Annotated in this window: 14 protein-coding genes and 1 riboswitch; of the genes, 3 read left to right on the plus strand and 11 right to left on the minus strand. The window is 37.5% G+C overall.

Going from position 1 to position 13,465, the window contains the following annotated elements; all coding sequences use genetic code 11:
• Positions 1 to 18: 18 nt before the first annotated feature.
• The 7 genes from ACXAE4_RS21670 to phaR form a co-directional block, all read right to left on the minus strand.
• The gene (locus ACXAE4_RS21670; RefSeq protein WP_014461091.1) at positions 19 to 192 is read right to left on the minus strand and encodes a thiamine pyrophosphate-dependent enzyme; all 174 of its coding nucleotides are present in this window, start codon (positions 190 to 192) and stop codon (positions 19 to 21) included.
• Positions 193 to 194: 2 nt separating this feature from the next.
• Positions 195 to 353, minus strand: a complete 159-nt coding sequence (locus ACXAE4_RS21675) for a hypothetical protein (RefSeq protein ID WP_025749458.1) — start codon at positions 351 to 353, stop codon at positions 195 to 197.
• A 363-nt stretch (positions 354 to 716) separates the two neighbouring features.
• Complete coding sequence (locus ACXAE4_RS21680) at positions 717 to 2,072, minus strand: TrkH family potassium uptake protein (protein ID WP_165635658.1); 1,356 nt, start codon at positions 2,070 to 2,072, stop codon at positions 717 to 719.
• A 244-nt stretch (positions 2,073 to 2,316) separates the two neighbouring features.
• Positions 2,317 to 2,505: a hypothetical protein gene (locus tag ACXAE4_RS21685; protein ID WP_176344400.1), complete on the minus strand. Its 189-nt coding sequence runs from the start codon at positions 2,503 to 2,505 to the stop codon at positions 2,317 to 2,319.
• A gap of 121 nt (positions 2,506 to 2,626) precedes the next feature.
• Positions 2,627 to 3,715 carry a class III poly(R)-hydroxyalkanoic acid synthase subunit PhaC gene (locus tag ACXAE4_RS21690; RefSeq protein WP_013055939.1) on the minus strand — a complete coding sequence of 363 codons (1,089 nt, stop codon included), beginning with the start codon at positions 3,713 to 3,715 and terminating at the stop codon, positions 2,627 to 2,629.
• Positions 3,716 to 3,791: 76 nt separating this feature from the next.
• A complete protein-coding gene (phbB, locus tag ACXAE4_RS21695; protein WP_014461095.1) occupies positions 3,792 to 4,535 on the minus strand; it encodes an acetoacetyl-CoA reductase in 744 nt (247 codons plus the stop codon).
• Positions 4,536 to 4,616: 81 nt separating this feature from the next.
• The gene (gene phaR / locus ACXAE4_RS21700) at positions 4,617 to 5,216 is read right to left on the minus strand and encodes a polyhydroxyalkanoic acid synthase subunit PhaR (protein ID WP_028414183.1); all 600 of its coding nucleotides are present in this window, start codon (positions 5,214 to 5,216) and stop codon (positions 4,617 to 4,619) included.
• A 392-nt stretch (positions 5,217 to 5,608) separates the two neighbouring features.
• On the opposite strand from phaR, the gene phaQ reads away from it, so the two are divergent.
• The 3 genes from phaQ (at position 5,609) to ACXAE4_RS21715 (ending at position 7,075) form a co-directional block, all read left to right on the plus strand.
• Positions 5,609 to 6,049, plus strand: a complete 441-nt coding sequence (phaQ, locus tag ACXAE4_RS21705; RefSeq protein ID WP_013055935.1) for a poly-beta-hydroxybutyrate-responsive repressor — start codon at positions 5,609 to 5,611, stop codon at positions 6,047 to 6,049.
• Between the two features lie 172 nt (positions 6,050 to 6,221).
• Positions 6,222 to 6,734: a polyhydroxyalkanoic acid inclusion protein PhaP gene (gene phaP, locus ACXAE4_RS21710; RefSeq protein WP_475236879.1), complete on the plus strand. Its 513-nt coding sequence runs from the start codon at positions 6,222 to 6,224 to the stop codon at positions 6,732 to 6,734.
• Between the two features lie 143 nt (positions 6,735 to 6,877).
• Complete coding sequence (locus tag ACXAE4_RS21715) at positions 6,878 to 7,075, plus strand: alpha/beta-type small acid-soluble spore protein (RefSeq protein ID WP_013055933.1); 198 nt, start codon at positions 6,878 to 6,880, stop codon at positions 7,073 to 7,075.
• 52 nt (positions 7,076 to 7,127) lie between these two features.
• On the opposite strand, the gene sigI is transcribed toward ACXAE4_RS21715, so the two are convergent.
• From sigI to ACXAE4_RS21735, 4 genes are all read right to left on the minus strand, one after another.
• Complete coding sequence (gene sigI / locus ACXAE4_RS21720) at positions 7,128 to 7,838, minus strand: RNA polymerase sigma factor SigI (RefSeq protein ID WP_033578364.1); 711 nt, start codon at positions 7,836 to 7,838, stop codon at positions 7,128 to 7,130.
• Positions 7,839 to 8,202: 364 nt separating this feature from the next.
• Positions 8,203 to 9,018: a TerC family protein gene (locus tag ACXAE4_RS21725; protein WP_289578819.1), complete on the minus strand. Its 816-nt coding sequence runs from the start codon at positions 9,016 to 9,018 to the stop codon at positions 8,203 to 8,205.
• A 96-nt stretch (positions 9,019 to 9,114) separates the two neighbouring features.
• Positions 9,115 to 9,210: riboswitch (yybP-ykoY riboswitch) on the minus strand.
• Positions 9,211 to 9,286: 76 nt separating this feature from the next.
• A complete protein-coding gene (locus tag ACXAE4_RS21730) occupies positions 9,287 to 12,310 on the minus strand; it encodes a PAS domain S-box protein (RefSeq protein ID WP_289578818.1) in 3,024 nt (1,007 codons plus the stop codon).
• Between the two features lie 159 nt (positions 12,311 to 12,469).
• Complete coding sequence (locus ACXAE4_RS21735; RefSeq protein WP_289578817.1) at positions 12,470 to 13,213, minus strand: LytR/AlgR family response regulator transcription factor; 744 nt, start codon at positions 13,211 to 13,213, stop codon at positions 12,470 to 12,472.
• Between the last annotated feature and the right edge of the window lie 252 nt (positions 13,214 to 13,465).

The raw sequence follows: 13,465 nt of genomic DNA on the forward strand, positions 1-13,465 counted from the left end.
TATCCGAGGTTTTTTTCTTTAGCATTCTTTTTTCTTTTCATGCTCTTTATCAGACTTTGTCTTTCCAAGGGATTCATATATTTTAGCTGCGTTCGGATCGCCCATTTCCGTTCCAAACTCTTCTTGCAGTAATTGTTTTTGTTTTGCTTCGGTGCTCGCGATGTGCTTATTATTTTGTTTATGTTTGCTCATCGTTACTTACCTTGCTTTCCTTTTTTAGAATTGCGATTCGCGCCTTTAGCCGGCTCCTCACCGCCAGCATATTCAGCAGCAAATTCTGCATCTGAAAGGCTCTCTTTTGGTGTATTGTTGTTAGTTAGTGCTGATTTGTACCCTACTTTACGCTTTGCCATCATCTATCCCTCCTATGCTTGGAAGTCCATTGAACTTCCTTTTCTTAGAATGCGCCTTTTGCTAAGCAATATAAGCAGAAAAAGCTGTAAAAAAGCGGTTGAAACATAACAAAATCACTTTACTCTAAATACGAACAACTAGGATAAATGCGTTGAACCGCTTGTGACACCGCTGTTGATTTCCGTGCAAGGCTTCGCTTTCCGCGGGCGGTCGATAAGCCTCGCCCTCCCATCAACAGCTAGAAGCAGCTACATGAAACCTACGTTCACCATCATAATAAAAAGATCCGAACGAGTTAGATTCTTAATCAAGAAACAAACTCGTTCGGATTTCCAACTAACATATTTTTGTCCCAGCCTCTTTTATCCAATAATAATACGTTCTTTCGGATAGTGATAATCCGGTCCAGACGTTGGACGGCGAAGCATTAAAATGAATGAAAACATGCCAATTCGGCCAATGAACATTAAAATCATAATAACGCATTTACCGATATCAGAAAGCCCTCCTGTAATTCCCATTGATAAACCGGTTGTCCCAAAAGCTGAACACACTTCAAAAATAAGCTCAATGAGAGAAAAATGTTCTGTAACACTTAAAATAAGAAGAGAAATCGAGCAAATGATCACGGCTAACATCGACACGGCTACTGATTTGATAATGTCATCTTCATGAATTTCGCGGCGAAAGATTTTAATCGTCTTATTTCCTCTTACGTAATAAAACAGGAAAAGAATATTTAATGCAAACGTCGTCGTACGAATTCCTCCCCCTACTGAGCTCGGTGAAGCCCCGATAAACATCATCGCGCTCATCATAATTAACGTAGGAAGGGAAAACTCATTAATATTCATGGTCGCCACTCCTCCGCTCCTTGTGGCAGCGGATTGGAAAAACGCATAAAAAAACGATTCATCCCAAGACTTATCTGCTAAAAACCCTGAATGCTCTAGCACAAGAATTAAAATTGTTCCCCCTGCTAACAGCAGAAAAAACATAATGCTCGTCAGCTTCGTAAATAGAGAAAATTGAAATTTACGCTTCTCTTTAAACGTTAAAAAATAGTGCTTAATCTCAATTAATACAGGGAATCCAATCGCTCCAAGCGTAATTAAAATAACGGTTACCACTTGTACAAAATAATCGTGGGCGTAAGGAATAAATGAAGTTCCTGTAATATCGAAGCCGGCATTTGTTGTAGCGCTGACAGAAGCAAAGAAACCATGCAGAAACGCATCTGTCCAGCTCGAATAGTAACGGAGAAAATGTAATCCTAAAATAATGGCACCAACTAGTTCAATAGCAAAAATAATAAATAAAATATTTCTCATCAAGTCAACTAATCCTGATAAACGGGATTGGTTATGATCTGTCATAATGAGCTGACGTTCCTTTAAACCAATTTTTTTACCTAAAATCATCCAAATGAATGTACTGAGTGTCATCACACCAATACCACCGATTTGAAAGATAAAAGCGAGCAAAAAATAGCCCGTCGTACTAAATGTATCCGGAGTAGAAACAGGTGTCAGCCCTGTTACACTTACCGCACTAACGGCAATAAATAAGCGATCAATAAATGCTAACTTCACTCCCGGCTTTAAAGCTTCTGGAATACTAAGCAATAGAAATCCAAGCGTAACAGCCACTATGTAAAATGTAACAATAATTTGAGCTGAAGACATCTGCCTTACTCGTCGTTTCCATGGTTGCGGCATAATCTGACATTCCTTTTTTTGTTATAATACTAATAGTTTTCTTCTTTCTTCCCAAAGCATACTCATTGTTACATGGATCGCAATATCCATGTAAAAAATCCCATGTTCAAGAAGGTGACTACATTAGTATAAAAGAAGTCACCTCACTTGTCATTAGATATCATAAATCCAAGCAGCCTGCATCAAGAACCGTCACTCAATATTGTCTGTTTATACAAAAAAACGAGGTCGAGACATAATTAAATTAATCTAATCTAAAGACAAATAAATGGGATACATGAGCTCGTATGGACACTTGAGACACAGCTGTTGATTTCCGTGCAAGACTTCGCTTTCCGCGGGCGACCGCTGAGCCTCCTCGTCGCTTACGCTCCTGCGGGGTCTCACCTGTTCCGCTTTCCCCGCAGGAGTCTTCGCCTTGCTCTCCAATCACCAGCTAGAAGCAACTGCATACTTGAATCCTGCGTTCACCATAACAAAAAAACGAACCACTGATATCAATGGTTCGTTTTTTACTTCGGCTGAAATACTTTTGTCCCAGCCTCGTCTTTATTTTATTTAGAGCGCTTTTCTAGCCAATCGCCGATTGAAGGATATGTTTCCTTCACTGCTTTTGGACCAAATACAACAGATACGTGACCTGTTTGCAGCAATTTGTACTCTTTATCTTCACTTGAAACAGCGTCCATTAAAGCTGCCACTTGATGCGGCATCGCAATATGATCACGGCTAGCAGCAATGTTTAAAATATTAGCTTTAATATTTTTCAAATCTACTTTGCGTCCGCGAACTTCAAGTTCACCATTGATTAATTTGTTTTGTTGATAGAAGTCGCGAATCCACTGACGATAAGCTTCACCAGCAAATGGGATTCCGTCAGCAACCCACTTTTGCATGAGCTTCCAGCTTTCAACAAAGCGCTGATTTTCCGAACGATCCACCAGCGTTACATACGGACCGTAAAAATTTGTGATTGGCTTTAGCATCTTGTTTCCAAAGTCAATCATCTCTGGAGGGATGTTTCCAAATGTATCTACTGCTTTATCTAAATTAAAGTAGCGGTCGTCTAGGAATGCCCCGTATAAACCTGTATCCGAGAAATCAAATGGACTTGTCATAAAAATTAAGTTTTTAATCGGCAAGTCTTCATTTAATGCAGCAAAAATAGATGTCATAGTTCCGCCCATGCAGTAACCAAGAACAGACAAATCAGGAGACTTAGAAGTGCGCAGCACCTTTTTCGCCGCTTTTGGAATATAATCCACAATATAATCATCTAGCTTCATATTGCTGTCTTCAAGTCCAGGAGTTCCCCAGTCAAGTAAATACACGTCAAAACCGCGGTTTAATAAGTATTCAACAAGGCTGTTCCCAGGTGTCAAATCCAAAATATACGGTTTATTGATCAGTGCATATACGAGTAAAATTGGTGTTTTATGAAGGTTATCTTTTACTGGCGTATAGCGATATAATTTCGCTTTGTTCTTTTTCCAAATAACCTCTTTTGGTGTTAATCCAACTTCCGGTTCCGCTTCTGTTGTCATAATTTCATATGCACGCTTAAAACGTCTTGCAGAACTTTTATATTCACTTGGCATTGATTTGATTAATTTTTCCCACTCTTGCACGTAAGGAATTGCCACGAATATACACACCCTTTCATTTCATTAGTAGTTAGTTAACAAGCACAGCCCCGACAAAAGTCAGGGCCAGCATCTATTACATGTATAAGCCGCCGTTAATGTTTAACTGTTGTCCTGTAATGTACGCGCCGTCTTTTGCTAAGTAAACAACTCCGCGTGCAATTTCTTCAGCGTGGCCTAAGCGACGAGTTGGAATTTTCGCAACAACTTTTGCACGTACTTCTTCCGGCATTGCCATTACCATTTCCGTTTCAATAAATCCTGGGCAAATTGCATTAACTGTTACGCCTGACTTAGCTAGTTCAAGAGCTAATGATTTAGTGAATCCTAGCATACCTGCTTTAGCAGCTGAGTAGTTTGTTTGACCAAATCCGCCCGCTTGACCAATAATTGATGAAATATTGATAACACGACCGCCTTCAGATTCTAAAAGATGCGTTAGCGCAGCTGATGTTGTGTTGTATACGCTATGTAAGTTTACATCAATTACTTTTTTCCAATCTTCTTCGCCTAACTTCTTGAATGAACGGTCACGCGTAATTCCAGCATTGTTTACTAGAATGTCCAATTGACCAAACGCAGCTTTTGTTTCTTCGATTAGGTGTTTTGCTTGATCTACATAAGACACGTCAGCTTGAACCGCAATAGCTTCGCCGCCGTTGTCTTTAATTTCTTTTACAATTGCTTCTGCAGATTCTTTACTGCTGTTATAGTTTACTGCTACTTTTACTCCATTAGAAGCAAGCTCACGTGTAATTGCTGCCCCGATACCTTTAGATCCGCCTGTTACGATTGCTACTTTACCTTGTAATGTTGTCATGAAAAATTTCCCCCTTGCTTCTTCAGCGATGATTTTTACTGTAAATACAGCAGTTAATGTTGTTTTAAAATCCCCTATGCCCTACTTGCGAGCCGGTTGCTCAGTTTTTTGAGCGTTTGATGGTTTTGCTTCAGCTTTAGCTTCTGCCTTTGGCTTTTCAGCTAATTTTTCTTGTTTTTCTAACAGCTGAGCCTGAAGCTGCTCACCTTGAGTTTTAATTTGTTGTTGAATCGTTTCTTTTAACTCGTCTTGTGTTTTTTGCTGCCCTTCAAGAAGAGATAAAACTTTGTCGAGTTTTTTGTCTAATGATTTGACATCAGATTTCAGCTTAGTTACATCTTTTTTCAAAGCGGATGCACTTTCTTGCTGTGCTTCTAATTCATCAAAACGATCATCAAATTGCTCTTCTAATAATTCTACTTTTTCTTCCACATTGATGACTAATGACGCAACGTTTGCTACATCTTCTTTTGTGGGTACATTTACTTGGTGCAGATAGCGCCCCGTTACTTCATTTACTGCTTGTTGATATTGAAGGTTCATATTTAGCACATTTCCCATGAGCTGGGAAAATTCTTCACGATTCATATTGTCCCCAATAACTTTACCCCAGTAAGATTCGGTTTTGTCATATACGTCTTTCCATGCTTGAAACGGATCAAATACTTTTTGCTGTTCCAAAACTCCATCTCCTTTCTTGTGTACGTTAAAAGTGATGGCTTTCAATATGGACACTTAATGTGACAAGCGACATATTAGAAGCTCTAAGTAAACGCAACCAATTTTGCGTTTATTTATTGGATAATGTAAATCTTTTCACAATTCACTTACCAACAAATTATAAATGTTATAAAAATTACCTACATGTACTATTATAAATTCGTTTTCCAAAATAAACAATTCTAAATCTTTGTTTATTTTTGAATTTTTTTGACGCTTTTTGTCGAAATTCAAAAAATCGTTCTTTTTTCCTGTATTTGAAAGACCTGTTTTAAAGTGTTGACAATTTTTTCATCTAGGTGTAAATTACACATATAGAAAACAAATTCTCTTTTTTCGAAGGGGTGATTACCTTGGGATCAAGTGAAAAAGATAACACCTCTAATTCAAACAACTTAGAAAAATCGATTAGCGGTGCACCAAAAAACTTGATGGTTCCTTTTCTTCTTTTAAGTTTAAGAGGTTGGAATCTACATGGTTACAAGCTCATTCAGCAACTAATGAGCTTTGGATTCACATCAGTTGATCAAGGAAATGTCTACCGCACGCTGAGACAGCTTGAAAAAGACAACTTGATTACATCGCAATGGGATACGTCAGCTGAAGGACCTGCACGCCGGATTTACTCATTAACAGATGCCGGTGAACAATATTTAAGCATGTGGGCTAATTCACTTGAACAGTATCAAAACATGTTAGATTCATTTTTTCACATGTATACCGACATGTTGTTCCCTTTTAGCTCTTCTTCTTCTAAAAAGTCAAAAGAATCAAAAGAGGAAGAAAACGATTAAAGGGATTCACGCAGTACATCTGCGTTTCCTAATATAATGTTAAATAAATTTCACGGTCAACCAGCGAGCGCGGAATGTTAGGTTTATTACACAACTACGAATTTCTTCTTTAACGTTTTGTTCATTACGATAACTGTTCGCCAGACCAAATTATTCAAGGAGGAATTTGATTATGTCAACAGTAAAGTATGATACAGTAATTGATGCAATGTGGGAACAATGGACAAAGGGGTTACAAAACATTGCAGACGGAAACAAACAAATTGAGCAATGGACGTTAAAAGCACTTGAGCAACAGCAAGAATTTGTAACAAAAGCAGTTGAACAACTTCAAGCAACAGACAAACAGTGGAAAGCTGAATTAGAAAATATTCAACAAAAAACAGTTGAAAACTTACGTAAAACAGCTGGTAACGCTGTTGCCGATTCTTATGAAGAATGGACAAACCGCACGCATGAAGCATTAAATAAATTACAAGAGCTTTCTCTTAACCAAAGCAAATCAAGCTATTCTTTAGTAAAGCAAGCTCAAGAACAATATCATCAAGTAGTAACACAATTAGTAGAAGAGCAAAAGAAAACGCGTCAAGAGTTCCAACACGTATCTGATGCATACGTAGAGCAAGTAAAATCTCTTCAAAAATCATTTGCTCAGTCTCTTGAGCAATATGCAGTTGTAAAATAATATATAAAAAAGCCCAGCTTCTTTGAAAGCTGGGCTTTTTTATACTTTCTTGCAAACCATTACCAGTATGCAAAATAGTAAACAGCAAATAATACAGGTACAGCAGTGAACTGCTGTACAACTAAAAAAGGAGATGACTAATCATGGCTAGAACAAATAAACTATTAACACCAGGAGTAGAACAATTTTTAGATCAATATAAATACGAAATCGCTCAAGAATTTGGGGTAACTCTAGGTTCTGACACTGCTGCACGCAGCAACGGTTCAGTAGGCGGAGAAATCACAAAACGCTTGGTGCAACAAGCTCAAGCTCACTTAAGCGGCAGCACACAAAAATAAAACATAACTTCATAACATGGCTAAAAAAAAGGCACCTGCGTGTGCCTTTTTCTTACATAATATAGTCTTTTAAATACACGTAGTCCCCCGCTAATATAATAACCATTGCGATGATATATTTCCGGTTTCTTTCAATTGTTTTCCGGCTCACTTTGACATGTTTTTCAATCAAGCGAATGGGAAGCTGCCGCTTTAAAAACAGCTTATCTTTTAATTCTTTTTCATTGACGATAAAAGATGCAACTTCCACTGCGTTTCCCCTTGCATCCTTATGTTTAGGAGACGTGTTAATAATGTCTTCAAGAGTTAATTTAAACAGTTCCAGCGTCTGACAAAAATAAGTCATTTCCTCTTGAATATATGAAGTTTCACTTTGCCTTTTATAGTTAGAAAGCGATATATCCCTTTCTACCTTACCTTGCATAAAACCTTCATTTTCAATTCGGCTATAGAGCAGCGTTTGGTTTCGCTTTTCTTTTCGAATATAGTCGATGACTCTTCTTTTAATAATCAGTTCCGCAAATGCAAGAAGGGATCGACCTTTTTGGATTGTGTAATTTTCAATGGCTTCATTAAACGCAATCAGACCAATGCTAAATTCATCGTCAGCTTCACTTATATAACGTTTACATACAGCTGAAACAACTTTAGCAATAAACGGTTTATATTGTTGAATCATTTCGTTATGTAATTGTTTATCCCCTTGCTGAATCGTCAGTACAAGCGTTTCAAGCGATGGAGGCGTTTGAACTTTTGTGAGCATTGGCTTCACCTCTTTTACTATACTCAGTTGCTTTATACCATGTTAATATCCATTCTTTTGATGACGAACAGGGTCAAGAAGCGCTCTGCTCCTTTTAATTTCTCTTTATTATAACCCATAATAGCTCAATTTTACCAATTAACATACATTTGAAATATATGTTTATGAACTGAAATAAACTTCATTGAACTGAATTATCCAACGCTGCTTCCGTTCTTTACAGAATATGAACGAAAAAGCAAAACATTCGGATATACAGTAATTAAACATCAGTTAGTTCTTTTACCCTTTCTCAAAACAATTTAAACTAGGTATTTTATCTTAATATACAAAAAAACGCGCATTAAAAGCGCGTTTTTTTGTATTATTGATTTTCAATTTTCTTTAATGAGTCTTTTTCTTTCTCTGAACCTTCAAGATCAGTTTGTTCTTTGTTTTTAGATAAAAACCAGCCTGAAGCTGCTATGCCAAGTAACACAACCCAAAACGTAATTTTCCATACTTTTGATTCAGGGAAGTGTTCATTAATAATACCTAACTCCGGATGAGCAAGAGTGTAAACTGCTAACTTAACCCCTACCCAGCCTACGATAGCAAAAGCCGCCGTTTCTAGCCCCGGGCGCGTATTTAATAGCTTGACGAACCAAGTTGCAGCAAAACGCATAATGATTAGTCCCATAATTCCTCCGGCAAAAATCACCAAGAATTGTCCGCCATCGAGTCCGCCAATTTTAGGAAGATTGGTTGTTGGCAACGTAACGGCAAGAGCCACAGCAGCCAAAATTGAATCAACCGCAAAAGCAATGTCCGCTACTTCTACTTTCAAGACCGTCATCCAGAAACCTGAGCCCTTTTTTCCGTCCGCTTCTTTTACTTTTTCATGATCACCTTTTTTCACATATCGCTTCACAATATGATTAATGGAAATGAACAATAAGTAAACAGCTCCTATTGCTTGAAGCTGCCATACATCTACCAAAAATGAAATCAAAAACAATGAACCGAATCTAAAAATAAAGGCACCGGCTAATCCGTAAAACAATGCCTTCTTGCGTTTTTCTTCCGGTAAATGTTTGACCATAATGGCCATTACAAGAGCATTATCCGCCGCCAAAATTCCTTCTAATGCAACCAGCACCAACAATACCCATCCATATTCTAACAAAAGCGATGCATCCATAAAAATCCCCTCTCGTTTCTTTGTATAAGTTGATTTATTCTCATTACCGGAATAAAACACAAAAAGACCTTTGCCAAATATGGCAAAGGTCTTGCTAAGCATAATCATTATGCCAACAAAGCCGATGGAATACTCCATGTAATGACGACTTTGTTTCAGGTTTCCCTGACGCTACTCCCCTTTACTCCGTAAGAAGTAAATGTATTAAGTTGTTTTTATTTTACAAAAGGTCCACTAATAAGTCAATGAAAAGCCCTCTAAACTTTTGTTAAGCTTTTGTTAAGCGTTTTAATACGTTTAAAAACGTGGCAATATGAATAGGCTTTGTTACGTATTCACTAAAACCGACTAAAAAAGCTTGATCGATGTCGCTTTGCATTGCGCTTGCACTCAAGGCAACTCGCGGAATATTCTTCAACTCTTTTTCCAGCTGAAGCTGTGTGCATACCTCAAAACCATTCATATCAGGCAGATCAATATCAATTAAGATCATATCCGGTGAAATAGACTTGATTAGCCCGATGCCGTTTTCTCCTGTTTTGGCAACTAAGAGCTTAACGTTTTTATATGGAGAAAGAATCGATTGCATAAGCTCAATATTTGTATCGTTATCCTCAATATACACAATTGAGATCGGCATGGAAAAACCTAAAAATGACTCGGCTTCCCTTTCATTGGATAAGCGTTTAGGAACAGGTGGATGTACTAAGGGAAAACGAACCCAAAATGTACTGCCTTTTCCTTCTTCACTTCGCACTCCGCACGTTCCATTCATTAAGACAACAAGCTGCTTTACAAGCGCCAGCCCAATCCCTGTTCCGTCTTTTTCTAGTCTATTCACGCGATAGAAAGGCTCAAAAATCCGATTTAATTCTGAAGCTGGAATTCCAAAGCCCCTATCTTCAATCAATATGGTTACGTGATGCTGAGTAATATTGGTATAGATAATGATATCGCGATAAGCGGGCGAATATTTAATGGCGTTTGTAAGCAGATTTAATAAGATCTGCTGAAAACGAAGTTCATCTACTTCAACAAACACTTCTTGGTATGCGTGAAAGCGAGTATAAAATATACTATGCTTATCTTTTGCTAATGGTTTCATAATTTTAAGCGCGTCTTCAATTGCTTCTTTTACCGACACTGGTTCAAGGTTAATCGCTAAGTGACCTGATTCAATTTTCGATAAATCAAGCGTTTCATTTATTAAATAAAGAAGATGATTACCTGCTTTTAAAATTTTTCGTATACGATTCAATTGTTTTTCTGTTAAATCTTTTTCTCCTTGCTCTTCCAATATCTGTGCATAGCCTAAAATACTGTTTAAAGGCGTTCGAAGTTCATGGCTTACTTTTGATAAAAATTCTGACTTAGCCTGATTTGCTTTTTCCGCTTCTTCTTTGGCTATAATCATTTGCTGATTGGAATGAAGCAGGTCTTGTTCTTGTTCCTGCTGCTTTGTAATATCATAAAATGTGACAACTACGCCTTTATAATATTTGCTTTCTTGCAGAGGTTCAGCATTCACCGAAAGCCAAGTCAACTTTTTCTCATTTAAATAAATGCCCATGACTGTATTTCGCACAGGCTCTTTTGTATGAAGACAGCGGACAGATGGAATATCTTCGAGTGCAAAAGCTGTACCATCAGGATGAATAATTTCCCAGTCTAAACCAAACGGGTTAACCGATAACATTTGGTCATAAGGCACGTTTAGAATCTTAGCAGCGTATGCATTGGCAGCAATTAAGTTACCTTCAAGGTCATGAAACACCACGCCTTCTGACATTGTAGAAAGAACGGATCGATACATGCTTTCACTTTTAGCCAGCTTTTCTCTTGCTTCGTGAAGATCAGTAATATCTACTATAGAACCAATAACTTCTTGTACTTCTCCTTTGTAGATATGAGGTGTTAATTTCGTATAGTAAGCAAAGTCGTTCAAAAGTACTTCATACGACACTTTCTCTCCCGCCCATGCTTTATCATAGTAACTCCTATTATCTCTTGCGTAGGATTCAGGTAAAAATTCCTCAGGTGTTTTTCCGACAACATCTATTTCCTCATATCCCATTTCACGAATCATTTTGCCTTCGCACATCGTATAGACATATCCTTTACTGTTCTTCACAAATTTAAAAATAGTACCATCTTGCTGTGAAAGCGTGCGTTTTAAATCTTTTTGTAAATCCAGAAGCTGCTGTTGAGCCCTTTTTCGATCTGTCACATCTTTGGCGATAACGTAACTTCCTTTAATTTGATCATAAACAATAATGGGCATTTGCGTGACTTCAACGTATACAGGCTGATTATCTTTTCGAATCAGCGTTGCCTCATAATATACAGAGTCTCCGCTCAGGGATTTCCACATATATTCTTCAGCTCTTTCAGCTTCTCTGAACATAGAAGGAAACGGGATTGTCTCCATTTTATTTAACGTGTATCCTGTTAGCTCGATTCCTTTTGGGTTAATCGTTTGAATATTGCCGTATAAATCAACTGCACACACAATATTGGGATTGTAGTTAAAAAGAGATTGATAATACTCTTCTTTTAATTGACTTTCCCTCACTTCTTCCTGACGCTTAAAAGCAGCAACGAGCAGGAAGACAATGAGTAGCGTAATCGTGATACTTGCAATAATATTGGAAAACGGCGCTTGATACGGCAGCCACTGGCCCCACCTTCTAGCAACTGAATGTGCAATATGCAGCTTCATTCCATACATACTAATGAAATGCATAGCTGAAATGCCAATACCTAGCAAAATGGAGCTAACAAGTTTAAGAAATGGATTAGCTTTCACGCTTTTCGAACGAAAAAACAAGTGCATCGCATAAAATGCAACGACCAGGGCGATGATGATGGAAAGCAAAACAGATAGCATCGCATAATGAATGTGTGCTTCTGTTTCGATTGCTGCCATTGCAATGTAATGCGTACCCAGAATACTGCTTCCTAAAATGAGCCCTGACCATACCGACGTGCGCCATTTCCAGAATGTCCAAAACGCAACTAATGACCCGCTAATTGCTATTATTAAAGCTAGAACAGAAAGTACAGCATCAAAATGAAAGCTAACAGGAACATAATAAGCAAGCATCGCAATATAATGCATCGCCCCCACTCCAAGCCCCATTGAAGTTGCTGACAGTGTGAGCCACAAATAATTGTTTCGCTGTTTTTTTATCATTTTGCTCATAATATCAAGTGCTGTATAAGAGGCAAGAATCCCTACAATGACAGCAAGAAATACGGTAAATTCATTATAGTGACCAGTAATTGAAATCATTTTCTTTCCTTTCACTTTAACGTTACTTCTTCTATCTAACTCTCCTTATAAGAACTATATTACGATCATTTATTCCGAAAGCAGACACATGAAATAGACGAAACTTACATAAGCTTCGTCCTTTCATCAACATAACTATTTTAGAAGCAGCAGCATCTCTTAATTTGTCATTAACTGATGCAGCTGTTTTTGAACGTCTTGGATTTTTAATTTTGAGATATGAGCATATTCATCAATTTCTAAGAAATAAACAAGATATGTTTCGTTTTTTGGCGTGATGTGCGAAACTTTCTGCAAATTTACGATATAAGACCGATGTGTTTGACTGAATACAGAAGGGTTCAAATACATATAGATATCACTAATATTTTCATATGTCTCATAGACACGTGATTGAGTATAGATTAAGCATTTTTTTCCGGACTTTTCGATAAAAATAATTTGATCAATTGGAATGTAATAAGTAGATCCATTAAATTTTACAGGCAGTCTTTTTAATTGCTCACCTGGCTTTTTTGACTGATTTTTATCAACTCCAATGGAGTTTTTTGCCCGCTCTAGCGCCATATAAAGTCTGGTTTTTTCAATTGGTTTTACAATGTAATCCAGTGCCGACAACTCGAATGCCTTCACAGCAAATTCATCATAACCGGTGATAAAAATGAAGTTTAAATTCGGCTTAATGCGCAGGCACTTTTTTATGGCATCTACACCGTTAATCGTAGGCATATTAATGTCTACGAGCAAAAGGTCTGGACTCTTAGCCATCACTTCCTGTACAAGCTGCTCTCCGTCTTTGCAGATGCCAATCACTTCAAATTCCGGAAGCTGTTCTATAAAATAATCTAAAATTTCAACCGAATCTTCGTTATCATCGGCAATAATTAAGTTGATTTTGTTCATCCTGACTCCCCCTAGGATACAATGTTAAAGTATAGTACGAACTATTGCCCATTCTGTTTTATGCATGTCTACACATCTTTATAGTGTTTTTATGTTGAGATGAATGATCTACACGGACGCTAATCGTTAATGGAACGCACAACGATTGTTCATGGGGAATATTGCAATAATTGTAGGTTTTCTAGAAGAAGAAATAAAACCGTTTATCTATTATCATTTATTTTCCTAACAATGATTTAATACCCTTTTTAT

The organism is Priestia sp. ABM2_011 (assembly GCF_056158845.1).